Origin of the sequence: Pseudomonas sp. RHF3.3-3, from assembly GCF_048069595.1 — a bacterium.
Taxonomy (GTDB): Bacteria; Pseudomonadota; Gammaproteobacteria; order Pseudomonadales; family Pseudomonadaceae; genus Aquipseudomonas; species Aquipseudomonas fuscovaginae_B.
In genome coordinates, this window is record NZ_CP182250.1 from 822,162 (window position 1) to 847,648 (window position 25,487).

Sequence of the window (25,487 nt, forward strand, 5' to 3'; positions counted from 1 at the left end):
TGGAGAGCGCTATGGCTTGGAATGAGCCGGGTGGCAACTCGAACAATCAGGATCCCTGGGGTGGCAAGCGTCGTAACAACGGCGACCGCAAGGGGCCTCCGGATCTCGACGAGGCCTTCCGCAAGCTGCAGGAAAGCCTGAATGGGTTGTTCGGTGGCGGAAAGAAACGCGGTGACGACGGTGGTGGATCGGGCGGCAATGGCGGTGGTTTCGGCCTGCTGGGCCTCGGTCTCGTCGTGCTGGCGGCTGTCTGGCTGTACAGCGCCGTGTATGTCGTCGACGAGCAGGAGCAGGCCGTGGTGCTGCGCTTCGGCAAGTACTACGAGACGGTCGGCCCGGGCCTGAACATCTATTTCCCGCCGATCGACAAGAAGTACATGGAAAACGTCACGCGTGAGCGTGCCTACACCAAGCAGGGGCAGATGCTGACCGAAGACGAGAACATCGTCGAGGTGCCGCTGACCGTGCAATACAAGATCACCAACCTGCAGGATTTCGTGCTGAACGTCGATCAGCCGGAAATCAGCCTGCAGCAGGCTACCGACAGTGCCCTGCGCCATGTGGTGGGTTCTACCGCCATGGATCAAGTGCTGACCGAAGGTCGTGAGCAGATGGCCAGCGAGATCAAGGAGCGCCTGCAGCGTTTCCTCGATACCTATCGCACCGGTATCACCGTGACTCAGGTCAACGTGCAGAGCGCCGCGGCGCCGCGTGAAGTCCAGGAAGCCTTCGATGACGTGATCCGTGCCCGTGAGGACGAGCAACGTTCGCGCAACCAGGCCGAAGGCTACGCCAATGGCGTGGTGCCAGAGGCCCGTGGTCAGGCCCAGCGCATCATCGAGGATGCCAATGGTTACCGCGACGAGGTGATCTCCCGCGCCAAGGGTGAGGCCGACCGCTTCACCAAGCTGGTCGCCGAGTACCGCAAGGCACCGGAAGTCACTCGCCAGCGCCTGTACCTGGACACCATGCAGGAAGTCTTCAGCAACACCAGCAAGGTGCTCGTGACCGGCAACAAGAATGGCCAGAACAACCTGCTTTACCTGCCGTTGGACAAGATGATCCAGAACAGCCCGGCCAGCAGCTCGCCGGTCACCGGTTCGGCCGCTGCCAGCAGCAATACGGACGCCGTGCCGCATATCACTGAGCTGCCGCAAACGCGCACTAGGGAGAGCCGCTGATGAGCAATAAATCGCTGATCGCCCTGATTGTTGGCGTCATTGTGGTGCTGGCTGGCTGGAACTGCTTCTACATCGTGCTGCAGACCGAACGTGCCGTACTGCTGCAGTTCGGTCGTGTGGTGCAGACGGATGTCCAGCCCGGTCTTCACGTGAAGGTTCCCTATGTCAACCAGGTGCGCAAGTTCGATGCCCGCCTGATGACCCTGGATGCCCCGACCCAGCGTTTCCTGACGCTGGAGAAGAAGGCCGTGATGGTCGATGCCTACGCCAAGTGGCGGGTCAAGGATGCCGAGCGCTTCTACACCGCGACTTCCGGCCTCAAGCAGATCGCCGACGAGCGTCTGTCGCGCCGCCTGGAGTCCGGGCTGCGTGACCAGTTCGGTAAGCGTACCCTGCATGAGGTGGTCTCCGGCGAGCGCGACGCGCTGATGGCGGACATTACCGCTTCGCTGAACAAGATGGCCGAGAAGGAACTGGGTATCGAGGTGATCGATGTCCGGGTCAAGGCCATCGACCTGCCGAAGGAAGTGAACCGCAGTGTGTTCGAGCGCATGAGCACCGAGCGTGAACGCGAGGCTCGTGAACACCGTGCCAAGGGTAACGAGCTGGCTGAAGGTATTCGTGCCGACGCCGATCGTCAGCGTCGCGTTCTGCTGGCCGAGGCCTATCGTCAGTCCGAGGAGACTCGCGGTGACGGTGATGCCCAGGCCGCTGCCATCTATTCCAAGGCCTACGGCCAGGACCAGGAGTTCTATGCGTTCTATCGCAGCCTGCGCGCCTACCGTGAGAGCTTTGCGAACAAGAGTGACGTGATGGTGCTGGATCCGAGCAGCGACTTTTTCCACTATCTGGAAAAAGCCAAGCCCTGATCCGTCGCGCATCTACACACCCGCCGGGCGGCTAAAACGCCTGGCGGGGTGATCCTTTCGGAAAACGGGTGTATGATGCGGCAGCCGGGAAATTCCCGGCTTTTTTGCGTCTGCATGTTTGATTAACGGCAGATGGGTGGAAAACGGGTTGATCGACCCGACAGGTTTTTCGAGGAAAGTGGTAGGCGAAGCCGGTTTCGGCTGTTTCGTCGCGCCTTGCTTGCGCGTGCGTTAACCATTTTCTGCTTCACTCAAGGCTCGCCTGTGGGCTGGCCGCCCGGATCATGGGGGAAAGGCGTAATGGCAACGGTAGACCGCTGGCTCTTGCCAGATGGCATCGAAGAAGTACTGCCACCTGAAGCGGCGCGCATCGAAGTGGCGCGTCGCCAGGTGTTGGATCTGTTCCAGAGCTGGGGCTATGAGTTCGTTGTCACCCCACATATCGAGTACCTGGAGTCCTTGCTGACCGGCGCCGGCCAGGATCTGGACCTGCGTACCTTCAAGGTCGTCGACCCGCAGTCCGGGCGGCAGATGGGCTTCCGTGCCGATATCACGCCGCAGGTGGCGCGTATTGACGCCCACACCCTGCGCCGTGCCGGCCCGAGCCGCCTGTGCTACGCCGGCAGCGTGCTGCATGCGCAGCCGCGGGCGCTGTCGACTTCGCGCAGCCCGATCCAGTTGGGCGCCGAGCTGTACGGCGATGCCAGCCCGAGCAGCGACGTCGAGGTCATCAGCCTGATGCTGGCGATGCTGCAACTGGCCGATGTGCCGGATGTGCACATGGATCTCGGGCATGTCGGTATCTACCGCGGCCTGGCCCGTGCGGCCGGCCTGTCCGGGGAGGTCGAGCAGCAGTTGTTCGATGCCCTGCAGCGCAAGGCCATCGACGAGGTGATCGACCTTACCGACGGCCTGCAGCCGGACCTGGCGGCGATGCTGCGTTCACTGGTCGACCTGTGTGGCGGTCGCGAAGTGCTGGCGGCGGCGCGGGTGCGCCTGGCAGGGGCTCCGGCTCCGGTCATGGCGGCGCTGGACGACCTGCTGGCGATCGCCGAGCGCCTGTCCGTGCGTTTCCCGGACCTGCCGCTGTACTTCGACCTGGGCGAGCTGCGTGGCTACCACTACCACACCGGTGTTGTGTTCGCCGTGTTCGTTCCGGGTGTCGGGCAAGCCATTGCCCAGGGCGGTCGTTACGACGATATCGGCGCGGACTTCGGCCGGGCCCGTCCGGCAACCGGCTTCTCCACCGATTTGAAAACCCTGGTGACCCTGGGGCGTGCTGAGGTCGAGCTACCGTCTGGCGGTATCTGGATGCCTGACAGTGCGGATGCGGCTCTCTGGCAGAAGGTCTGCCAATTGCGCGGCGAGGGTCAGCGTGTCGTTCAGGCATTGCCTGGACAACCTTTGGCCGCTGCCCGCGAAGCGGACTGCGACCGGCAATTGATGCTGCAGAACGGGCTTTGGCAAGTATTGCCGCTGGTTTCTTGAGTTTTCCCGCCGGCGGCTGCCGGCACCAAGTTTGCGCGAATGAGGACAAGTGTTATGGGTAAGAATGTCGTAGTCCTGGGCACCCAGTGGGGTGATGAGGGCAAAGGCAAGATCGTCGATCTGCTGACCGAACATGCTGCCGCCGTAGTGCGCTACCAGGGTGGCCACAATGCGGGTCACACCCTGGTGATCGACGGCGAGAAAACCGTCTTGCACCTGATCCCGTCTGGCGTGCTGCGCGAAGGCGTGCAGTGCCTGATCGGCAACGGCGTGGTGGTTGCACCGGACGCCCTGCTGCGGGAAATCACCAAGCTGGAAGAGAAAGGCGTGCCGGTGCGCGATCGCCTGCGTATCAGCCCGTCCTGCCCGCTGATCCTGTCCTACCACGTCGCCCTGGACCAGGCTCGCGAGAAAGCCCGTGGCGAACAGAAGATCGGTACGACCGGTCGTGGTATCGGCCCGGCCTACGAAGACAAGGTTGCCCGTCGTGGCCTGCGTATCGGCGATCTGTTCCATCGCGAGCGTTTTGCCGCGAAACTGGGCGAATTGCTGGACTACCACAACTTCGTGCTGGTCAATTACTACAAGGAACCGGCCATCGACTTCCAGAAGACTCTGGACGAGTGCATGGAGTACGCCGAACTGCTCAAGCCGATGATGCTCGACGTCACCGCCGAGCTGCACAGCCTGCGTCGCGAGGGCAAGGACATCATGTTCGAAGGCGCCCAGGGTTCGCTGCTGGACATCGACCACGGTACCTACCCGTACGTCACCAGCTCCAACACCACCGCTGGCGGCATCGCCACCGGTTCCGGCGTGGGCCCGATGTACCTCGACTACATCCTGGGTATCACCAAGGCCTACACCACCCGCGTCGGTTCCGGTCCGTTCCCGACCGAACTGTTCGATGACGTCGGTGCCTTCCTGGCCAAGCGTGGTCACGAATTTGGCGCTACCACCGGTCGTGCCCGTCGTTGTGGCTGGTTCGACGCCGTCATCTTGCGTCGTGCCATCGACGTCAACAGCATTTCGGGCCTGTGCCTGACCAAGCTGGACGTTCTGGACGGCCTGGAGACCATCAATATCTGCGTGGGCTACAAGAACGAAAACGGTGCGGTCATCGACGCGCCAACCGATGCTGACAGCTACATCGGCCTGGAGCCGGTCTACGAGCAGATGCCAGGTTGGAGCGAATCGACCCTGGGCGCCAAGACCCTGGAAGAGTTGCCGGCGGCTGCCCGTGCCTACATCAAGCGTATCGAAGAGCTGGTCGGCGCGCCGATCGACATTATTTCGACAGGTCCGGACCGCAACGAAACCATCGTCCTGCGTCATCCATTCGCCTGATAAGTCGTTGATGTAAATCAAAAAGGGCCCCTTCTGGGGCCCTTTGTCGTTTCTGTCGGTTGTGCGGCACGACCCTTGCTGGGATTATCTTCTAAAAAAGTGTGCCATCAGATTAATGGCGCCCACGTGGAGGAGTCTTCGGTGTCGGCCATTCTCTCGCTGTTACAGAGTCGTTTGCTGCGGCCTGTGTTCATTACCCTGGGTATCGCCCTTTTGGTGCAGGTGCTGGTGGCGGTCGCCCTGACCCGAAGCACGGTCACGGCGCTCGAGGCCGATCTCGGCAGTCGTCTGGGTGCCGACAGTCAGAAACTCTCCGCTGAGCTGGAGCAGGCCGGCAGGGAAGTGACATCGAGCCTCGATAGTCTTTCTGCCAGTACGCGTCAGCGGCTGACGGCCGGCCTTTCTGCACGCTTGAAGGATGAGCAGGGGCAACTGCGGGCGACTCTGGAGAAGGATCTGAAGGATTCGGCCAACGACATGGCGCAATTGCTCGCCTCGGTCGCCCCGCGAGCCATGTGGGACAGCGATGTGCCCACGCTTTCCGAATTCGCCCGGCGCGCCCAGCGCAATCCGAACGTGCTGTTCGTGGTGTATGACGACGCCAATGGCGAGCATCTGACCCGTTATCTGAATCGGGAGAATCCGATCAACAAGGCGCTGCTGGAGAAGGGGCAGGGTGAGCGGGCGATGGACAAGCTGCTCAATGCGGCGAAGAACGACCCTTCGGTCTACTACCTCGAGGCCTCGATCAGCCCCAATGGCGTGGAAATCGGCAAGGTCTTGATGGGGGTGTCGACCGCATCGGTGGATGCCGACCTGAAGGCTCTGGACCAGCGTTTCTCTGCCCTGATCGCCAGCAGCGACCAGTTGGTCGGCGACAGCCTCAAGGGCGCCGCCGCCGACAGCTCGACGGCGATGCGGGCGCGTCTGCAGTCGGCGCAGGCGACGGCTACGCAGATGCAGGCCAATACCGCCGGTGCGGTCCAGGATGCGGCACAGGCCTTGCGCTGGCGGATTGGTCTGGGGCTGGCGCTGGTTGGCCTGGGCGTGTTGCTGCTGTTGGCCGTGGTGCTGGGGCGCCGGGTGGTCAGCAAGCTGCATCTGCTGATCGCGGCGCTCAATGACCTGGCGGCGGGCGAGGGCGATCTGACCAAGCGTGTACCGCTCGACAGCAATGACGAGATCGGTCACATGGCTTCGGCGGTCAACCGCTTCGTCGACAAACTCCAGCCGATCGTGCGCGAGGCGGGGGATGTGGCCCAGCGCACCGGTGTCGAGATCGGCGCGATGAGCTTGCGCAATGCCGGTGCCGACAAGGCGGCCGAATTGCAGCGTGATGAGGTGGAGCAGAGCCTGCGGGCCCTGGAGCGCATGGCGGACGAGGCGCAATCGGAAAGCCAGGCGATGCAGGCGGCGCTCCAGCAGGTGGTCGATATTCGTCAGGCTACCGACGAGAACACCCGGACTTCGGCTCAGGTTGGCGGTCTGATCGAGGCCCTGGCGGTGCAGGTCGACACCGGCTCCAAGGTGATCGAGCGCCTGGCCCAGCAGAGTGAGCAGATCGAGGTGGTGCTCACGGTGATCCATGGCATTGCCGAGCAGACCAATCTGCTGGCCCTGAATGCCGCGATCGAGGCCGCGCGGGCCGGCGAGACCGGGCGCGGCTTCGCGGTGGTGGCCGATGAAGTGCGGGCGCTGGCGAGCAAGACCCAGAGTTCCACGGGGGACATTCAGGCGCATATCGGTGCGCTGCAGCAAGGTGCGCGCGAGGCGGTGGCTGCGATCGGTCAGGCCGGGCGTCAGGCGAACGAGGGCCTGGCGGTGCTGCGTAACAGCGTCAAGCTGCAGCAGACGGTGCAGACCGCGGTCGAGCAGGTGCATGCGGCGATCGGCCTGGCGACCCAGGCGGCGGCGCAGCAGGCTGAGGGAGCGCATGCCGTGCGTGGGCGGGTCGAGGTGATTCATGCCCAGGCCGAGCGCGCGGCGCAGGCGGTGGTGGAGACCACGGCCAGCGGCAAGGTGCTCGACGGTCTGGCGGCGCAACTGAAGGCGAGCCTGGGGCAGTTCCGGGCCTGATGGGATGGGGCCCTGCTGGCCTTTCGTGGATAAACCGGGGCGCCGGCTCCCCCGGTTTATCCACGAAGAGGCTGGCCCGGGAGTCGCCACTCCAGAGGGAGGCAGTCATTTTCCGAAAGCCGGAAACGCAAAAACCCGCTTTCGCGGGTTTCTGGAGAGCTTCAGAAGTTCTGAAGCTTTGAAATTGGTGCCCAGGAGAAGACTCGAACTTCCACGACCTTTCGGTCACCAGCACCTGAAGCTGGCGTGTCTACCAATTTCACCACCTGGGCATCTTCAGCGTTGTCGCTGTTGATGTCGCGCACTATACGGACACTGTTTTGATCTGTAAACCCCTGTTTTGCTTTTAATAAATCATTTTTTCTCGACAGGGGTGGGTGGGGGCTTTTCTATCTTGGGGGTGTCGCGAAATATCGACTGTCCTGCAGTTACCACCGGCAGGCCGGCTTCCACGGAGGCGTGTTTCGGGGGAGGATATTTTTGCTGGACCAGAAACGCAAAAACCCGCTTTCGCGGGTTTCTGGAGAACTTCAGAATTTCTGAAGTTTGAAATTGGTGCCCAGGAGAAGACTCGAACTTCCACGACCTTTCGGTCACCAGCACCTGAAGCTGGCGTGTCTACCAATTTCACCACCTGGGCAGTATCTTCAACGTCTGCGTTGTCGATGGCGCGCACTATACGGAGCCTCTCAGGGGCTGTAAACCCCTGCAGGCAAAAAAATGCAAAAAATCTCTCAAGCGCTCTGCAATAACGTCTGGCGCTGCTGGCAAAGGGATTTTCTGGCGCCATCCGCGCCTGAAATTTCCCGTTTCAATACGCGTATGCCAAACTAACCGGGCATATAGACAAGGTGAAATTTATCTAATGGCCGATTGGCAGTCCCTCGATCCCGAGGCCGCTCGTGAAGCGGAAAAATACGAAAACCCTATTCCCAGCCGTGAGTTGATCCTGGCGCATCTGTCCGAGCGCGGGTCGCCGGCCAGTCGCGAGCAACTGGTGGAAGAGTTCGGTCTGAATACCGAAGACCAGGTGGAGGCTCTGCGCCGCCGCCTGCGCGCCATGGAGCGCGATGCTCAACTGATTTATACCCGTCGTGGCACCTACGCCCCGGTGGACAAGCTGGACCTGATCCTCGGCCGCATCGCCGGCCATCGGGACGGTTTCGGCTTCCTGATCCCCGACGACGGCAGCGAAGACCTGTTCATGAGTCCCGCGCAGATGCGCCTGGTATTCGACGGCGACCGTGCCCTGGCGCGGGTGTCCGGCGTGGACCGGCGTGGCCGTCGAGAAGGCGTGATCGTCGAGGTGGTGTCCCGTGCCCACGAGACCATCGTCGGTCGCTACTTCGAGGAGGGCGGCATCGGCTTCGTGGTGGCCGACAACCCGAAGATCCAGCAGGAAGTGCTGGTCACCCCGGGCCGTAACGCCAACGCGCAGATCGGGCAGTTCGTCGCGGTGAAGATCACCCACTGGCCAACGCCGCGCTTCCAGCCCCAGGGCGATGTGGTCGAAGTGGTCGGTAACTACATGGCTCCCGGCATGGAAATCGACGTTGCCCTGCGCACTTACGATATTCCCCATGTCTGGCCCGAGGCGGTGGTCAAGGAAGCGCGCAAGCTCAAGCCGGAAGTCGAGGAGAAGGACAAGGAGAAGCGTGTCGACCTGCGCGACCTGCCGTTCGTCACCATCGACGGCGAGGACGCCCGCGACTTCGATGACGCGGTCTACTGCGAGGCGATTCCGGGCAAGCTGCGGTTGTTCTCCGGTGGCTGGAAGCTGTACGTGGCGATCGCCGACGTTTCCAGCTACGTGAAAGTCGGCTCGGCGCTGGACGCCGAGGCCCAGGTGCGTGGCAACTCGGTGTACTTCCCCGAGCGCGTGGTGCCGATGCTGCCGGAAGAGCTCTCCAACGGCCTGTGCTCGTTGAACCCGCATGTCGATCGCCTGGCGATGGTCTGCGAAATGACCATCTCGAAAAAGGGCGAGATGACCGACTACGTGTTCTACGAGGCGGTGATCCACTCCCATGCGCGCCTGACCTACAACAAGGTCAGCACCATCCTGGAGCAGCCGAAGACCGCCGAGGCCAAGCGTCTGCGTGCCCAGTACGGAGAAGTGGTGCCAGACCTCAAGCAGCTCTACGCGCTGTACAAGGTCCTGCTGGCGGCCCGTCATACCCGTGGCGCGATCGATTTCGAAACCCAGGAGACCCGGATCATCTTCGGCTCCGAGCGCAAGATTGCCGAGATCCGTCCGACCACCCGCAATGATGCGCACAAGCTGATCGAGGAATGCATGCTGGCGGCCAACGTCGCCACCGCCGAGTTTCTCCAGAAACACGAGATTCCGGCCCTGTACCGGGTGCACGATGGTCCGCCGCCGGAGCGCCTGGAGAAGTTGCGGGCATTCCTCGGCGAACTGGGCCTGTCGCTGCACAAGGGCAAGGAAGGGCCGACGCCGAAGGACTACCAGGCCCTGCTGGCCAGTATCCAGAACCGCCCGGATTTCCACCTGATCCAGACCGTGATGCTGCGCTCCCTGAGCCAGGCGGTGTACAGCGCCGAGAACGATGGCCACTTCGGCCTGAATTACGAGGCCTACACCCACTTCACGTCGCCGATCCGTCGCTATCCGGACCTGCTGACGCACCGGGCGATCCGCAGCGTGATCCATTCGAAGCAGAACACCCCGCATGTACGTCGTGCCGGGGCGATGAGCATTCCGAAGGCGCGCATCTATCCGTACGACGAAGCGGCGCTGGAGCAGTTGGGCGAGCAGTGCTCGATGAGCGAGCGCCGTGCCGACGAAGCCACCCGCGACGTGGTGAACTGGCTCAAGTGCGAGTTCATGAAGGATCGTGTGGGCGAATCGTTCCCGGGCGTGGTCACCGCGGTGACCGGTTTCGGCCTGTTCGTCGAGCTGACCGACATCTACGTCGAGGGCCTGGTGCACGTCACCGCCTTGCCGGGCGACTACTACCACTTCGATCCGGTGCACCATCGCCTGTCGGGCGAGCGCACCGGTCGCAGCTTCCGCCTCGGTGATACGGTCGAGGTCAAGGTCATGCGCGTCGATCTCGACGAGCGCAAGATCGACTTCGAGATGGCCGAGAAAACCCTGTCGGCTCCGGTTGGGCGCAGCACTGGCAAGAAGCGTGGGGCCGAAGCCGCCCCGGCGCCGGTGGTCGAGCCGGCTGCCGAGCCGGCCCGGGCTTCCCGTCGCAGTGCCGAGAAGAAGTCCGGCGACGCCTACCGCTCCAGCGATGCCGCGGCGAAGAACGCCGAGGTGCGCAAGAGTCGCGAGATGAAGAAGGCGTTGCTGGCCGAGGCGAAGACTGGCGGCAAGCCCAAGGTCGAGAGCAAGGCCGGTCGGGGTGGCTCTTCGGAAAAGCCGAGCAAACACCGCAAGGGGCCGTCGAAGAACGGTCCGGCACGTAAATCCAAGGGCAAGTCATGAGTCAGCTGGAAAAGATCTACGGCGTGCATGCCGTGGAGGCGCTGCTGCGTCATCACCCCAAGCGCGTCAAGCAGATCTGGCTGGCGGAAGGCCGCAGCGATCCGCGGGTTCAGCCCCTGTTGCAGTTGGCGGGCGAGAACCGCGTAGCGGTCGGCCAGGCCGAGCGCCGCGAGATGGATGCCTGGGTCGAGGGCGTGCACCAGGGCGTAGTGGCGGAGGTCAGTCCGAGCCAGGTCTGGGGTGAGGCGATGCTCGACGAGCTGCTCGATCGCACCGAAGGCGCGCCGCTGATCCTGGTGCTCGATGGCGTGACCGACCCGCACAACCTCGGCGCCTGCCTGCGCACCGCCGATGCGGCCGGTGCGCTGGCGGTGGTGGTGCCCAAGGACAAGTCGGCAACCCTGACGCCGGCGGTGCGCAAGGTGGCCTGTGGCGCCGCGGAAGTGATTCCGCTGGTGGCCGTGACCAACCTCGCGCGCACCCTGGAAAAGCTTCAGCAGCGCGGTCTGTGGGTTGTCGGCACGGCGGGCGAAGCCGAGCAGGAACTGTACCAGCAGGACCTGACCGGCCCGACCATCCTGGTCATGGGTGCCGAAGGCAAGGGCATGCGCCGCCTGACCCGCGAACATTGCGATTTCCTGGTGAAGTTGCCGATGGCGGGCAGCGTCAGCAGTCTCAACGTCTCCGTGGCCACCGGGGTGTGCCTGTTCGAGGCGATGCGCCAGCGTAGCGTCAAGGCCGCCGCCAAGAAGGCCTGACCCGGGGCAGCCGACTGGCTGGCGATGAACGATCGGCCAATACCGCGTCGACACCATCGCCAGCAAGCCGGCTCCCACTGCTGAATCTGTTCAAATAATCACCAATTGCCTTGCGCCCCACGCGCCCCTTCTCTACAATTGCGCCCCTTGCCGTGATGGCTGGCGCATTTGTGCCTACTCCAAGGCAAGACACACCAGTGTCATTCACTCCTTGTCTGACCGCTTTTGAGTGGCAGGCTACAACCCGTAAGGAGCATTCATGCGTCATTACGAAATTATCTTCTTGGTCCACCCGGATCAAAGCGAGCAAGTCGGCGGCATGGTTGAGCGTTACACCAAGCTGATCGAAGAAGACGGCGGCAAAATCCACCGCCTGGAAGACTGGGGCCGTCGTCAACTGGCCTACGCAATCAACAATGTTCACAAGGCTCACTACGTGATGCTGAACGTTGAGTGCACCGGCAAGGCCCTGGCCGAGCTGGAAGACAACTTCCGCTACAACGATGCTGTGATCCGTAACCTGGTCATCCGTCGTGACGAAGCCATCACTGGCCAGTCCGAGATGCTCAAGGCTGAAGAAAACCGCAGTGAGCGCCGTGAGCGTCGCGACCGTCCTGAGCACTCCGACGCTGAAGGCGTTGAGGGTGATGACAGCGACAACAGCGATAACGCTGACGAGTAATCCACGGATCTTTTGAGGAGCCTATTACATGGCACGTTTCTTCCGTCGTCGTAAATTCTGCCGCTTCACCGCTGAAGACGTGAAAGAGATCGATTACAAAGATCTCAACACTCTGAAAGCCTACGTATCCGAAACCGGCAAAATCGTTCCAAGCCGTATCACCGGTACCAAGGCTCGTTATCAGCGTCAGCTGGCTACCGCTATCAAGCGCGCCCGCTTCCTGGCCCTGCTGGCCTACACCGACAGCCACGGCCGCTGAGACCGGGTCGTCGACAGGTAGTAAAGGATTGAGTGCATGCGTGCCTTAGCTGACTTCATCATGCGGGGACGTGTGCAGGCCACGCTGGTCGTGGCCGGAGCTGCGGCATTGCCGCTGTTGTTCTGGTTGAGTGCCGCCGCCGGGAGCCTCGTGCTCCTGCGGCGCGGTTCGGACGCTTCGAGCGTCCTGGGTATCGGATTGTTGTCGGTGTTGTTGAGCTGGCACTTTTTCGGCGACCCGACAGCCCTTCTGGTGCTGCTCGGCAGTTGCAGCCTGGCGTTGGTCTTGCGCGCCGGGCATACCTGGAACCGCGTGCTGCTGTGCAGCATGGCCGTGGGATTGTTGTGTGCGATGAGCCTGGGAACCGTGTTCGGTTCCTTCATCGAGTCGCTGGCGAAGACGTTCGAACACGTCATGCCGCTGGCGATGGGTGAGGTCTACGAGAAGTTCTCGGCCGACCAGAAGGCGTTTCTCATCTCCCTGACAGTCCCGCTGATGATCATTTCGACGGCGATTTCGTTGCAGGTCTTCAGTGTGCTGTGCCTGATTCTTGGGCGCTATTGGCAAGCGTCGTTGTATAACCCTGGTGGTTTCGGTCGCGAGTTTCGCGTCATCCGACTGCCGAAGAACGTGACGCTGTCACTGCTGGCCGTCATGTGTATCGCCCCGTTTTTCGGGTTGCATGCACTGATCCTGTTGCCGCTGTGCAGCGTACCGCTGGTCTTCGCCGGCCTGGCCCTGATTCACGGGCTGGTGGCGCAGAAACGACTGGCCTCTTTCTGGCTGGTGGGGATATACGTGACGTTCTTGCCGTTCATGCACCTGCTCGGTCCGTTGCTCGTGGTATTGGCCATTGTCGACAGCCTGATTGATTTTCGCGGACGCCTGGCGTCGAAGGACCCCGGTAACGGTTCCGCGAACGGTGAAGGTTAAAAGTTAAGAGGTTATTACCAAATGGAACTGATCCTGCTGGAAAAAATCGCCAACCTGGGCAACCTGGGCGACAAAGTAAAAGTGAAGGCCGGTTACGGTCGTAACTACCTGCTGCCTTTCGGCAAAGCCACCGCTGCGACCGCTGCCAACCTGGCCGCTTTCGAAGAGCGTCGTGCCGAGCTGGAAAAAGCAGCAGCCGAGAAGAAAGCTTCGGCTGAATCGCGCGCCGCCCAACTGGCTGAGCTGGAAGTGACCATCACTGCCACCGCTGGTGACGAAGGCAAGCTGTTCGGTTCGATCGGCACCCACGACATCGCTGATGCCCTGACCGCCTCCGGCGTCGAAGTGGCCAAGAGCGAAGTGCGTCTGCCGAACGGCACCATCCGCAACGTGGGTGAATTCGACGTCGCCGTGCACCTGCACGCCGAAGTTGAAGCAACCGTACGCGTTGTTGTGGTGGCTGCCTAAGCAGCACTCGATCGTCTGGCGGCTTGCCCGCCAGCCGGTTAACATCGGGCACGACTCTGTTCATTCAGGTCGTGCCCTTTGTTTTTTGGCTCCAACCAACTGATTCCAAGTGGCTATGAACGAAATCTCCGCTCCCGAGCAATACGATCTGCAAACCGCTGCCCTGAAGGTGCCGCCGCATTCCATCGAGGCCGAACAGGCCGTACTCGGTGGCCTGATGCTGGACAACAACGCCTGGGAACGCGTGCTGGACCTGGTCTCGGACGGTGACTTCTATCGACATGACCACCGCCTGATTTTCCGTGCGATCGCCCGTCTGGCCGACCAGAACCTGCCGATCGACGTGGTGACCCTGGCCGAACAGCTGGACAAGGAAGGGCAGACGGCCCAGGTCGGCGGCCTCGGCTACCTCGGCGAGTTGGCAAAAAACACCCCATCGGTGGCCAACATCAAGGCCTATGCCTCGATCGTCCGCGAGCGGGCTACCCTGCGGCAACTGATCGGCATCACCAACGACATCGCCGACAGTGCCTTCAACCCCGAAGGCCGTACCGCCGAGGAGATCCTCGACGAGGCCGAGCGGCAGATCTTCCAGATCGCCGAGGCACGTCCCAAGACCGGCGGACCGGTGGGCGTCAATGAGCTGCTGACCAAGGCCATCGACCGTATCGACACCCTGTTCAACACCTCCGACGCGATCACCGGCCTGTCCACCGGCTACACCGACCTCGACGAGAAGACCAGCGGCCTGCAGCCGGCCGACCTGATCATCGTCGCCGGCCGTCCGTCGATGGGTAAGACCACCTTCGCCATGAACCTGGTGGAGAACGCCGTGTTGCGCAGCGACAAGGCGGTGCTGGTGTACTCCCTCGAGATGCCAGGCGAATCGCTGATCATGCGTATGCTGTCGTCCCTCGGCCGCATCGACCAGACCAAGGTGCGTTCCGGCCAGTTGGAAGACGACGACTGGCCGCGCCTGACCTCGGCGGTCAACCTGCTCAACGACCGCAAGCTGTTCATCGACGATACCGCAGGCATCAGCCCGTCGGAAATGCGTGCGCGGACCCGCCGCCTGGTGCGTGAGCACGGCGATATCGCGCTGATCATGATCGACTACCTGCAGCTCATGCAGATCCCGGGCTCCAGCGGCGACAACCGGACCAACGAGATTTCCGAGATCTCCCGTTCCCTCAAGGCCCTGGCCAAGGAATTCAACTGCCCGGTGGTGGCCCTGTCCCAGCTCAACCGCTCCCTGGAACAACGGCCGAACAAGCGTCCGGTGAACTCCGACTTGCGGGAATCCGGAGCGATCGAGCAGGACGCCGACGTGATCATGTTTGTGTACCGCGACGAGGTCTATCACCCGGAGACCGAGCACAAGGGCATTGCCGAAATCATCATCGGCAAGCAGCGGAACGGTCCGATCGGCTTCATCCGCCTGGCCTTCATCGGCAAGTACACCCGCTTCGAGAACCTCGCGCCGGGCAGCTACAACTTCGACGACGACGAGTAGCGCCCAGTCGCCAGGCGTGCGACAGGGCAGACTCGATACGGATAAACCCGACGATTATCGTCGGGTTTGATCATTTTTTGTGCTATATTCCGCGCCCGCGATTTTTCATCTCGACACCTTTCATCTCGACATCGGTCACCGCCATGCAAGCAGCCAAGCCGTTATTTGACTATCCCAAGTACTGGGCCGAATGTTTCGGGCCAGCGCCCTTCCTGCCCATGAGCCGGGAAGAGATGGATCAGCTCGGCTGGGACTCCTGCGACGTGATCATCGTCACCGGCGATGCCTACGTCGACCATCCGTCCTTCGGCATGGCGATCATCGGCCGGCTGCTGGAAGCCCAGGGCTTCCGCGTCGGGATCATCGCCCAGCCGAACTGGCAGTCGAAAGACGACTTCATGAAGCTTGGCGAGCCGAACCTGTTCTTCGGCGTCGCGGCCGGCAACATGGACTCGATGATCAACCGCTACACCGCCGACAAGAAAATCCGCTCGGACGACGCCTATACCCCTGGCGGCGTGGCCGGCAAGCGGCCGGACCGTGCCAGCCTGGTCTACAGCCAGCGCTGCAAGGAGGCCTACAGGCACGTGCCGATCGTACTCGGCGGCATCGAGGCCTCGCTGCGCCGGATCGCCCACTACGACTACTGGCAGGACCGTGTGCGCAACTCGATCCTGATCGACGCCAGCGCCGACATCCTGCTCTACGGCAACGCCGAGCGGGCGATCGTCGAGGTCGCCCAGCGCCTGTCCTACGGTCAGAAGATCGAAGACATCACCGACGTGCGCGGCACCGCGTTCATCCGTCGCGATACCCCACAGGGCTGGTATGAAGTCGATTCCACGCGTATCGATCGGCCGGGCAAGATCGACAAGATCATCAACCCCTATGTGAACACCCAGGACACCGCGGCGTGCGCCATCGAGCAGGAAAAGGGGCCGGTTGAGGATCCGCAGGAAGCCAAGGTGGTGCAGATCCTCGCCAGTCCCAAAATGACACGCGACAAGACCGTGATCCGCCTGCCTTCGATGGAGAAGGTGCGTAATGATCCGGTGCTCTATGCCCACGCCAACCGCGTGCTGCACCTGGAAACCAACCCGGGCAACGCCCGTGCGCTGGTGCAGAAGCATGGCGAGGTGGATGTGTGGTTCAACCCGCCGCCCATTCCGATGACCACCGAGGAAATGGACTACGTGTTCGGCATGCCCTACCAGCGCATCCCGCACCCGGCCTATGGCAAGGAAAAGATCCCGGCCTACGAGATGATCCGTTTTTCGGTGAACATCATGCGTGGCTGCTTCGGTGGCTGCACCTTCTGCTCGATCACCGAGCACGAAGGGCGGATCATCCAGAACCGTTCCGAAGAGTCGATCATTCGCGAGATCGAGGAGATCCGCGACAAGGTACCGGGCTTCACCGGTGTCATCTCCGACCTCGGCGGGCCGACCGCGAACATGTACCGCATCGCCTGCAAGAGCCCGGCGATCGAGTCGGCGTGCCGCAAGCCGTCGTGCGTGTTCCCCGGCATCTGCCCGAACCTGAACACCGATCACTCGTCGCTGATCCAGCTCTACCGCAGCGCCCGTGCGTTGCCCGGGGTGAAGAAGATTCTGATCGCTTCCGGCCTGCGTTACGACCTGGCGGTCGAGTCACCCGAATACGTCAAGGAACTGGTGACCCACCACGTCGGCGGCTACCTGAAGATCGCCCCGGAGCATACCGAGGAAGGTCCGCTCAACCAGATGATGAAACCGGGCATCGGCACCTACGACCGCTTCAAGCGGATGTTCGAGAAGTTCTCGAAAGAGGCCGGCAAGGAACAGTACCTGATCCCGTACTTCATCGCCGCCCACCCGGGCACCACCGACGAAGACATGATGAACCTGGCGCTGTGGCTCAAGGCCAACGGTTTCCGTGCCGACCAGGTGCAGGCGTTCTACCCGTCGCCGATGGCCAGTGCCACCGCGATGTATCATTCGGGCAAGAACCCGCTGCGCAAGGTCACCTACAAGAGCGACGCGGTGACCATCGTCAAGAGCGAGGAGCAGCGCCGGCTGCACAAGGCGTTCCTGCGCTACCACGATCCGAAGGGCTGGCCGATGCTGCGCGAGGCCCTGCTGCGCATGGGGCGTGGCGACCTGATCGGGCCGGGCAAGCACCAGTTGATCCCGCTGCACCAGCCGCAGACCGACAGCTACCAGAGCGCCCGGCGCAAGAACTCGACGCCGGCCGGCAGCCACAAGGTCGGCAAGGACAGCGGCCGCATCCTCACCCAGCACACCGGCCTGCCGCCGCGTGGCAGCGACGGCAGCAAGCCCTGGGACAAGCGCGAGGAAGCCAAGGCTGCGGCCGCCGCACGCAACAGGCAGGCAGCCAAGGAGCGCGCCGATGCCGCCAAGGGCAAGGGCAAGAAGCCGGCCCGCAAGCCGGTGGTGCCGCGCTGACAAGCCGTTGTGCCTGACAGGACGCCAGCCTCGTGCTGGCGTTTTGCTTTCTATCGAAGAATCGGTGGGTTTGTTAAGGTTGCGGCGAATTTTCCACCGCTCGACTCAAGGATGAATCCCGCGTGAGCTCTTCGCTACCCGGCATTGGCATGGACTCCAGTCCCTCCCAGTTCTTCGCCCGCCAGCGCATCGCCAGCCAGGTCGACCTGCCACGGCTGTTTGCCGCGATCGACGCCGATCCCGGCATCGTCGGTGCCGGTGTCGTTTACATCGACGCCGAATTCAACGTGGTGACCCTGCGCGAGTTCCAGCCGATCTGCAGCATCAAGCCCAAGCGGGTGATCCTGCGCGAGGCGCAGAAGTACATCGCGCCGAAGCAGTTCGCCCAGCAGGTACAGGACAATCCCCGGGAGTCGCGGCTGGTCAGCGAGGCCATCAATACCAGCCTGTCGTGTGCCGGCGCGGTGATCGGCTGGGTCGTGGTGCTCAGCGGCTCGGTGGCGGTGCCGTTTTCGGCCGGGGCCAGTTCGGTGCTGGTCGCCATCGGCTATACCGCTGCGGCCGCCAGTACTGCGCAGTGTCTGGTTGGCGGCTATCGGACGGTCAACGAAGTGACCAACCCGGCGCGCAACGACTACCTCGACAGCGAGGCCTGGTACCAGTACACCTCGATCGCCCTGGATGCGGCTTCGCTGCTGGGTGTCGGCGCCTCCGCGCTGACCTCCATCAAGCTGGTGCGCATCACCAAGGCCACCACCGGCAAGAGTATCCGGGACGTGTTGCGCGGGCTCAATCGCCAGGAGCGTGCCAAGCTGACCAAGGAATTGCTGAGCATCAACGACCCGCGCCTTACCCCGAAAATGCTCAAGCTGAAACAGTTGGCCGGCGAGTTGCCCAAACGCTTCACGCCGACCGAGATCCGCCATGCCACCATCACCCAGATCAAGGATTCCCTGGGCGCGGCGATCGGGCTCACCGGCAGCGCCCTGTCCGGCAACGTGAAGACCATTGCCGTCGGGCTTTACGAGGAAATCGACGAATGATGGAGACGCTGAGCCTGCGGCGCTTTCTGGCGCGTTATTTCCCGACCTTCATCGGGGCGATCTTCGCCGCGCTGGTGGCTATCGCCTGTGGTCTGCCGTTGGCGGGGGACCACTATTTCCCCGCGGCTTCACTGGAGGAGCAGGCGACTGGTACGTTCGTCGCATTGATGTTGCTGGGCTTGGTGGTTGCCCACTGCAACTTCATGATCGTGCGCGGCCGGCCGCAGTGGGTTCGCGGCCTGGTGCTGGTGTTCGTGCTGTGTTTCCTGGGTGTGCTGCCGACCATCACCTCGCACCCGCATCGGATCGTCTACGCGCTGGCCCTCTTTGCCCCGTTGCTGGGCCTGCTGTTGCTCAACAGCCGGCGCCACCGCGAAATGCGCGAGCGCCTGGTGGAGATCCGCAAGCAGCGGGAGAGTCTTCGCCGTACGCTGGTGAAGCGGCGCTAGCGCCGGGTGGCTTCGCAGGTACCGCTGGCACCGCAGGCATAGGCGGCGAGCAAACTGTACAGCAGGCTGTCGATGGACATGGCGCAGACTCCGATGGATGACGATGGGCTAATGTTAAGTCGCGCGGATTCGTCTGGCTGGTTGATTGTATCCATCGAGGCGATAGCTTAGGATTGTATACAATTTCTTGATTCAGATCATGGGAACCCTGTCTGTCCTCAGGTAGTCTTCCTGCATTGATCCGCCGCTTTTCATACCCTGCCTTGGAGATTCACGATGTTTGCCAAAGTTGTCGCGGTATCCCTGCTGGCCCTCGCCAGCGGCCAGGTGTTCGCTGCCGAATGCAAGACCACTGTCGATTCGACCGATCAGATGTCCTTCAACACCAAGGCCATCGAGATCGACAAGAGCTGCAAGACCTTCACCGTGGAACTGACTCACGGCGGCAGCCTGCCGAAGAACGTCATGGGCCACAACTGGGTGCTGAGCAAGGAAGCCGACATGCAGCCGATCGCATCGGACGGCATTTCCGCCGGCATCGACAAGAACTACCTGAAAGACGGCGACACTCGCGTCATCGCCCACACCAAGATCATCGGTGCCGGCGAGAAGGACTCGGTCACCTTCGACGTGTCGAAGCTGAACCCGGCCGAGAAGTACGGCTTCTTCTGCTCGTTCCCGGGCCACATCTCGATGATGAAGGGCACCGTCACCCTCAAGTGATGGCCCTCACCTGGTCCCGCCCCGTGCGGGATCAGGACTGTTCGTTTTTCCGCAATTCCAGCCGAATCGTTTTTCCCTCCACTTCCTGTCGGCTGAATACCCCGCCCAACTGTTTGCGCTTGTAGTCGTTGCCCAGTGCCTGCCACTGCTCGTCGACGCTGTAGCAATTGAGGCTCTGCTGCGGTTCCAGCCCCGCAGGCGTGCTGTGCGGCTGCCAGTCGCAAAGGCCGCGATAGTGTTTTTCCCCCGATGACGGGAACCCCGACACGCCTGGACGCAGGTCGTCGCGCAGGGTGATCGCGCCGCTGCTGGTGATGCTGCGTTGATGGTTGTCCTGGCCATAGAAGGCCTCGGTCTCGAAGCTGACTTCGCTCAGATAGAGTTTGCAGCCGGGCAGTTCATAGCCTGTGGGCACCGTGAAGTCGAACGTGCGCGGGCTATCCAGTGGGACGGTATCGAAGTGCAGGGTCGGATGCTGGTACGGGCAACCGCTCTGCTGGTTGCCGGGGGTGTATCGGGCGCTGGCGCGCAGGGCCGTCTGGATCGGCATGCTGCCGCTGAGGATAAAGTGTTCCTTGCTCGGGCGGCCGCTGGCCGGGCGAGCGGACGGCTGGGTGGCGACGAAAATCCAGCACAGGGCGCCGATCAGGCCGGACAGCGGAATGATCCACGGGCGCTGGAAGAGCGGAGTGGCTCGGATATGGGGAGGCTTTTGCTTGAACAACATACGCAGCAGTCCTGGCCAACAGAGGATGGCGAAGACTGCTCCGCAGGGGGGACTGCCTCAATAGTTGCCGAAAAAAACAGAAAAATCCTACGGCAAACTGGCCGGCATCAGGCCTTTGAAACTGTCATTCCGAGGCTGGTCCGGGCGTCGTGGCGAGCCGGCAAGCCCGCCACGTTGCGTCTCCTCACGGTGCGAATGGCAGCTCGCGCTTGTGCCGGGTCTTTTCGTAGGTCCGGCAGATGATGTCGAAGGCTTCCTGGCGCACGGGCTGGCCGTGCAGGAACGCGTCGATCTCGGCATAGGTCACGCCATGGGAAGCCTCGTCCGGCTTGCCGGGTGCCAGGTCTTCCAGGTCGGCGGTCGGGACTTTCTCCACCAGCGACTCGGGGGCGCCGAAGCTGCGGGCAATGGCCCGGACCTGGTTCTTCACCAGCCCGCTCAGCGGCGCCAGGTCGCAGGCGCCGTCACCGAACTTGGTGAAGAAGCCCATCACCGCTTCCGCCGCGTGGTCGGTGCCGATCACCAGGCCGTTGGCGGCACCGGCGATGGTGTACTGGGCGACCATGCGCATGCGCGCCTTGGTGTTGCCGAGCACGAAGTCCCGCGAGACGGCGGCCTTGCCTTCGAACGCCGCCACTTCCGCGGCCAGCGCCTTGACCGCCGGGCCGATGTTCACGGTATGGCGCTCGTCGGGGTTGATGAAGTCCACCGACGCCGTGGCGTCGTGTTCGTCGAACTGGACTTCGTAGGGCAGGCGCACCGCGATGAAGCGATACTGCTCATCACCGGTGCGCTCCCGCAGTTCACGCACGGCGCGCTGCGCCAGCAAACCGGCGGTCAGCGAGTCGACGCCGCCGCTGATGCCCAGCACCAGGCTCTTGAGGCCCGAGTTCTGCAAGCAGTTCTGGATGAAGGTGATGCGCCGGGCGACCTCGGCCTCGAGGGCGGCCTTGTCGGCGAACGGCGGCTGGACCTTGAGCTGTTCAGCAATCTGGCGCTGTACGGCTTGCATGATTCACTCCTTGCGTAGGATTCGATCGAAAACGGATTAATCGGCCACCTGGAACACATGGCGCAGGTAGGAGACGAAATTCGGGTCCTTGCACTGGGCCTTGCCCGGTTCATCGGAGATCTTCGCCACGGGCTGGCCGTTGCAGGCGGTCATTTTAAGCACGATGCTCATCGGTTCCACCCCGGGAATGTCGCAGGTGAGGTTGGTGCCGATGCCGAAGCTGACATTGATCCGACCGCGCAGCGCCCGGAATATCTCCAGGGCCTTGGGCAGGTTGAGGCTGTCGGAGAACACCAGGGTCTTGCTCATCGGGTCGATGCCCAACTGGTGATAACGAGCTATGCATTTTTCGCCCCACTGTACCGGGTCGCCCGAATCATGGCGCAAGCCGTCGAACAGCTTGGCGAAGTACAGGTCGAAATCCTTCAGGAAGGCGTCGGTGGTGATGCAGTCGGTCAGCGCGATCCCCAGCAGGCCGCGGTACTCGCGGACCCAGCAATCGAGTGCGGCGATCTGGCTGTCGATCAGCCGCGGGCCGAGTTGCTGGTGGGCCATGATCCACTCGTGGGCCATGGTGCCGAGCGGCTTCATGTCGAATTCACGGGCCAGGTGCACGTTGCTGGTGCCGACGAAGCGTCCGGGGAAGTCATGCTTGAGCACGCTCACCACTTCTTCCTGGACGCGGTAGGAAAACCGCCGACGGGTGCCGAAGTCGGCGACTTGCAGGTGCGCCAGCTCGTCGGCACTGGCGTTGGCGGTCAGCCAGTCGAACTTGCGGTACAGCTGTTCGCGGGCCTGTTTCAGTTCGGTCTCCTGGTAGCGATAGCGGTTGCGCACCTCGCTGACGATCGCCAGCAGCGGCACCTCGAACAGGATCACATGCAGCCAGGGGCCGCGCAGGCGGATGAACAGTTCGCCGTTCTCGATGCCGGTGTGTACGTAGCGCAGGTTGAAGCGGAACAGGCCGAGGAAGCGCAGGAAGTCCGGCTTGAGAAAGCTGATGCGTTCGAGGAAGCCCAACTGGTCCATGCTCAGGCTCAGTTCGGCGAGGCGCTCGATCTGATAGCGGATCTCCGCCAGGTAGGGTTGCAGGTCCTCGCTGTTGCGGCAGCGGAAATCCCATTCGACTTCGACGTTGGGATAGTTGTGCAGTACCGCCTGCATCATGGTCAGTTTGTAGAAGTCGGTGTCGAGCAGGTTCTGCACGATGCGATCGCCAAAGGCCTTATCGCTCATAACGGGTGTCTCCATGCCGGTCGGCGTTGCGGCAGCTTTTGGGTGAATGGCGCTAGTGGCGCATATCAGGGGGTGGTTTTACCAGCGATTTTTGCTGGCATTGCGGGCCTATTCGCGGGCAAGCCACGCTCCTACAGAACGATGTCGTACATCAATGTCGTGCTCGACATCTCTCCTGTAGGAGCAGGGCTTGCCCGCGAAAGCGTTCTCAAGACCACCGCCAATCTCGATGACCTCCAGACTCCTCAGGCCTGCGAAGGATCGTCGATCTGCTCCTGCATCCACTGCACGAAATTCTTCACCTTTGGCACTTCCGCCGAGTGCTCCGGGTACGCCAGGTAATAGGCGTCACGGCTGGGCATCGCATGCGGCCAGGGGATCACCAGCTTGCCGTCGGCCAGTTCCTCCTCCACCAGAAAGCGCGGCAGCAGGGCCACCCCACAGCCGACCTGCGCCGCGCGAATGCACATGTAGAAGGTCTCGAAGCGTGGCCCGTGGTAGCTGTGTTCGGTGTGATAGCCCTGGTGCTCGAACCAGTCATGCCAGGCCTGGGGCCGAGAGGCGTTCTGCAGCAGGACCAGTTCGCTCAGCTGCGTCGGGTCTTCGAATGGCTGTCCGGGCAGGCTGGAGGGGGCACAGACCGGCACCAGCTCTTCGCTGAACAGCTTCAGGCACTCGGTGCCCGGCCGCGAACCCTGGCCGAAAAAGAATGCCAGGTCGCTGCGTCCCTGCAGCAGGTCGTCGGCGTCCTGTTCGCTGCACAGGTCCAGGTGGATATGCGGATGACGCAGGCGCCAGCCCTTGAGGCGTGGCACCAGCCAGCGGGCACCGAATGTCGGCGGCGTGGAAACCCGCAGGACTTCGGTTTCGCCACCGTAGGAGCGCAGGTAGTGGGTCGACATCTCCATCTGGGTCAGGATTTTTCGGACTTCCACCAGGTACAGGTTTCCCGCCGGCGTCAGTTGCAGGCGTCGGCGCACCCGGCGGAACAGCAGGTGCTGGAGCAGTTCTTCAAGCTGCGCGACCTGCTTGCTGACCGCGCTCTGGGTCAGGTTCAGCTCCTCTGCCGCGCGGGTGAAGCTCAAGTGCCGGGTAACGGCCTCGAAACACTGCAGGGCGGTGATCGAGGGCAGGTGTCTTTTATTCAGCATGAACGGGCCTTTTCTTCTGTTTCTTGCGCAGCATGAATAAACGGAATGATATCTCGCCTAATCGTCGTTTGTTGACAAGTCCGAAGGTCGCTACAACTACAACCTGAAGTTTTCCGATTTTCGTCTGGAGGAATGATCCCATGGTTGCCGCATTGCTCGATCGTCTTGGTGTTGACCCGGCGCTGTCTCAACAGGGCAGGCAGCCCGTGCATTCGCCGATCGACGGCAGCCGCATCGGCGCCGTGAACTGGCAGGGACCGGCCGAGGTCGAGCAGCAGGTCGGGCGCGCCGAGCGGGCCTTCGAGGCCTGGCGCCAGGTGCCGGCGCCGCGCCGTGGCGAGCTGGTGCGCCAGTTCGGCGAATTGCTGCGCCAGTACAAGGCCGACCTCGGCGAACTGGTGTCCTGGGAAGCCGGCAAGATCACCCAGGAAGGCCTGGGGGAAGTGCAGGAAATGATCGATATCTGCGACTTCGCGGTCGGCCTGTCGCGCCAGTTGTACGGCTTGACCATCGCTTCGGAGCGTCCTGGCCATCATATGCGTGAGACCTGGCATCCGCTGGGCGTGGTCGGGGTGATCAGTGCCTTCAACTTCCCGGTCGCGGTCTGGGCCTGGAACACGGCGCTGGCGCTGGTCTGCGGCAACCCGGTGATCTGGAAACCGTCGGAAAAGACGCCGCTGACCGCACTGGCCTGCCAGGCCCTGTTCGAGCGCGTGCTGAAGAATTTCAGCGATGCGCCGCCGTACCTCAGCCAGGTCGTCATCGGTGGCCGCGACGCCGGCGAAGCCCTGGTCGACGACCCGCGCGTGGCCCTGGTCAGCGCCACCGGCAGCACCCGCATGGGACGCGAGGTGGCGCCCAAGGTGGCCGCCCGTTTCGCCCGCAGCATCCTCGAGCTGGGCGGCAACAACGCGATGATCCTCGGCCCCAGCGCCGACCTGGACATGGCGGTGCGGGCCATCCTGTTCAGCGCCGTCGGCACCGCCGGCCAGCGTTGCACCACCCTGCGCCGGCTGATCGCCCACGAGTCGGTCAAGGACGAGATCGTCAGCCGGCTCAAGGCCGCCTATGCCAAGGTGCGCATCGGCCACCCGCTGGAGGGCAACCTGGTCGGCCCACTGATCGACAGGCACGGTTTCGATGCCATGCAGGACGCCCTCGAACAGGCCCTGAGCGAGGGCGGTCGGGTGTTCGGCGGCCAGCGCCAACTGCAGGAGCAGTTCCCCGATGCCTATTACGTCTCGCCGGCCATCGTCGAGATGCCCGAGCAGAGCGATGTGGTCCGGCACGAGACCTTCGCCCCGATCCTCTACGTGATCGGCTACAGCGACTTCGCCGAGGCCCTGCGCCTGAACAATGCGGTGCCCCAGGGGCTGTCCTCGTGCATCTTCACCACCGACGTGCGCGAGGCCGAGCTGTTCATGTCGGCGGTGGGCAGCGACTGTGGCATTGCCAACGTCAACATCGGCCCCAGCGGTGCGGAGATCGGCGGCGCGTTCGGTGGCGAGAAGGAGACCGGCGGTGGTCGTGAGTCGGGTTCCGATGCCTGGCGCGGCTACATGCGGCGCCAGACCAACACCGTCAACTACTCGCGGGAACTGCCGTTGGCTCAGGGCATCGTCTTTGACTGAGTCGGTGGAGCGCCCAGGCCCTCTTGGGTCGGGTTTGTCC

Annotated in this window: 21 protein-coding genes and 2 tRNA genes; 17 read left to right on the forward strand and 6 right to left on the reverse strand. The window is 62.7% G+C overall.

Features of this window, described 5'->3' with window-relative positions:
• Positions 1-11 precede the first annotated feature (11 nt).
• From hflK to ACMGT0_RS03655, 5 genes are all read left to right on the forward strand, one after another.
• Complete coding sequence (gene hflK, locus ACMGT0_RS03635) at positions 12-1,181, forward strand: FtsH protease activity modulator HflK (RefSeq protein WP_054059425.1); 1,170 nt, start codon at positions 12-14, stop codon at positions 1,179-1,181.
• On the forward strand, positions 1,181-2,050 hold the full coding sequence (gene hflC, locus ACMGT0_RS03640) for a protease modulator HflC (RefSeq protein WP_017902074.1): 870 nt from the start codon (positions 1,181-1,183) through the stop codon (positions 2,048-2,050). Before hflK ends, hflC begins: the two co-directional genes overlap by 1 nt.
• A 300-nt stretch (positions 2,051-2,350) precedes the next feature.
• Entirely contained in the window at positions 2,351-3,538 is a 1,188-nt protein-coding gene (locus tag ACMGT0_RS03645) for an ATP phosphoribosyltransferase regulatory subunit (protein WP_054062141.1), read from the forward strand.
• Between the two features lie 54 nt (positions 3,539-3,592).
• Positions 3,593-4,885 carry an adenylosuccinate synthase gene (locus ACMGT0_RS03650; protein ID WP_054059955.1) on the forward strand — a complete coding sequence of 431 codons (1,293 nt, stop codon included), beginning with the start codon at positions 3,593-3,595 and terminating at the stop codon, positions 4,883-4,885.
• Between the two features lie 141 nt (positions 4,886-5,026).
• Positions 5,027-6,961: a methyl-accepting chemotaxis protein gene (locus tag ACMGT0_RS03655; protein ID WP_416771522.1), complete on the forward strand. Its 1,935-nt coding sequence runs from the start codon at positions 5,027-5,029 to the stop codon at positions 6,959-6,961.
• A gap of 185 nt (positions 6,962-7,146) precedes the next feature.
• Here the strand turns inward: ACMGT0_RS03655 and ACMGT0_RS03660 are convergent.
• Together ACMGT0_RS03660 and ACMGT0_RS03665 are read right to left on the reverse strand one after the other, a co-directional pair.
• A tRNA-Leu gene (locus tag ACMGT0_RS03660) sits at positions 7,147-7,233 on the reverse strand.
• Between the two features lie 281 nt (positions 7,234-7,514).
• Positions 7,515-7,601, reverse strand: a tRNA-Leu gene (locus ACMGT0_RS03665).
• A 225-nt stretch (positions 7,602-7,826) separates the two neighbouring features.
• Between ACMGT0_RS03665 and rnr the strand changes: the two genes are divergently transcribed.
• From rnr to azu, 11 genes are all read left to right on the forward strand, one after another.
• Positions 7,827-10,418 carry a ribonuclease R gene (gene rnr, locus ACMGT0_RS03670; protein ID WP_273821647.1) on the forward strand — a complete coding sequence of 864 codons (2,592 nt, stop codon included), beginning with the start codon at positions 7,827-7,829 and terminating at the stop codon, positions 10,416-10,418.
• Positions 10,415-11,176 (forward strand): 23S rRNA (guanosine(2251)-2'-O)-methyltransferase RlmB, encoded by a 762-nt coding sequence (gene rlmB, locus ACMGT0_RS03675; protein WP_017901620.1) that lies wholly within the window; start codon positions 10,415-10,417, stop codon positions 11,174-11,176. The genes rnr and rlmB overlap by 4 nt, the downstream gene beginning before the upstream one ends.
• Positions 11,177-11,435: 259 nt before the next feature.
• On the forward strand, positions 11,436-11,858 hold the full coding sequence (gene rpsF, locus ACMGT0_RS03680) for a 30S ribosomal protein S6 (RefSeq protein ID WP_017901621.1): 423 nt from the start codon (positions 11,436-11,438) through the stop codon (positions 11,856-11,858).
• 28 nt (positions 11,859-11,886) lie between these two features.
• Positions 11,887-12,117 carry a 30S ribosomal protein S18 gene (rpsR, locus tag ACMGT0_RS03685; protein WP_002551829.1) on the forward strand — a complete coding sequence of 77 codons (231 nt, stop codon included), beginning with the start codon at positions 11,887-11,889 and terminating at the stop codon, positions 12,115-12,117.
• Positions 12,118-12,153: 36 nt separating this feature from the next.
• A complete protein-coding gene (locus ACMGT0_RS03690; protein WP_416771527.1) occupies positions 12,154-13,050 on the forward strand; it encodes a hypothetical protein in 897 nt (298 codons plus the stop codon).
• Between the two features lie 21 nt (positions 13,051-13,071).
• Positions 13,072-13,518 (forward strand): 50S ribosomal protein L9, encoded by a 447-nt coding sequence (rplI, locus tag ACMGT0_RS03695; protein WP_017901623.1) that lies wholly within the window; start codon positions 13,072-13,074, stop codon positions 13,516-13,518.
• Positions 13,519-13,633: 115 nt separating this feature from the next.
• Complete coding sequence (gene dnaB, locus ACMGT0_RS03700) at positions 13,634-15,031, forward strand: replicative DNA helicase (protein ID WP_017901624.1); 1,398 nt, start codon at positions 13,634-13,636, stop codon at positions 15,029-15,031.
• Between the two features lie 143 nt (positions 15,032-15,174).
• Positions 15,175-17,475, forward strand: coding sequence for a YgiQ family radical SAM protein (locus ACMGT0_RS03705; RefSeq protein WP_416771530.1), 2,301 nt, complete (start codon positions 15,175-15,177; stop codon positions 17,473-17,475).
• A 122-nt stretch (positions 17,476-17,597) separates the two neighbouring features.
• A complete protein-coding gene (locus ACMGT0_RS03710) occupies positions 17,598-18,518 on the forward strand; it encodes a hypothetical protein (RefSeq protein WP_054058666.1) in 921 nt (306 codons plus the stop codon).
• Positions 18,515-18,967 carry a hypothetical protein gene (locus ACMGT0_RS03715; RefSeq protein ID WP_193394190.1) on the forward strand — a complete coding sequence of 151 codons (453 nt, stop codon included), beginning with the start codon at positions 18,515-18,517 and terminating at the stop codon, positions 18,965-18,967. Before ACMGT0_RS03710 ends, ACMGT0_RS03715 begins: the two co-directional genes overlap by 4 nt.
• 276 nt (positions 18,968-19,243) lie before the next feature.
• Complete coding sequence (azu, locus tag ACMGT0_RS03720) at positions 19,244-19,690, forward strand: azurin (RefSeq protein ID WP_054058667.1); 447 nt, start codon at positions 19,244-19,246, stop codon at positions 19,688-19,690.
• 31 nt (positions 19,691-19,721) lie between these two features.
• Here azu and ACMGT0_RS03725 read toward each other — a convergent pair whose 3' ends face one another.
• The 4 genes from ACMGT0_RS03725 to ACMGT0_RS03740 form a co-directional block, all read right to left on the reverse strand.
• Positions 19,722-20,417 carry a hypothetical protein gene (locus ACMGT0_RS03725; RefSeq protein ID WP_054058668.1) on the reverse strand — a complete coding sequence of 232 codons (696 nt, stop codon included), beginning with the start codon at positions 20,415-20,417 and terminating at the stop codon, positions 19,722-19,724.
• 184 nt (positions 20,418-20,601) lie between these two features.
• Positions 20,602-21,429: an ammonia-dependent NAD(+) synthetase gene (gene nadE / locus ACMGT0_RS03730; protein ID WP_416771532.1), complete on the reverse strand. Its 828-nt coding sequence runs from the start codon at positions 21,427-21,429 to the stop codon at positions 20,602-20,604.
• 36 nt (positions 21,430-21,465) lie between these two features.
• A complete protein-coding gene (gene pncB / locus ACMGT0_RS03735; protein ID WP_054058670.1) occupies positions 21,466-22,665 on the reverse strand; it encodes a nicotinate phosphoribosyltransferase in 1,200 nt (399 codons plus the stop codon).
• Positions 22,666-22,910: 245 nt separating this feature from the next.
• Positions 22,911-23,816 carry a LysR family transcriptional regulator gene (locus tag ACMGT0_RS03740; protein ID WP_054058671.1) on the reverse strand — a complete coding sequence of 302 codons (906 nt, stop codon included), beginning with the start codon at positions 23,814-23,816 and terminating at the stop codon, positions 22,911-22,913.
• A 140-nt stretch (positions 23,817-23,956) separates the two neighbouring features.
• Here ACMGT0_RS03740 and ACMGT0_RS03745 point away from each other — a divergent pair, with 140 nt between their 5' ends.
• The gene (locus ACMGT0_RS03745; RefSeq protein WP_054062148.1) at positions 23,957-25,447 is read left to right on the forward strand and encodes an aldehyde dehydrogenase family protein; all 1,491 of its coding nucleotides are present in this window, start codon (positions 23,957-23,959) and stop codon (positions 25,445-25,447) included.
• Positions 25,448-25,487 lie beyond the last annotated feature (40 nt).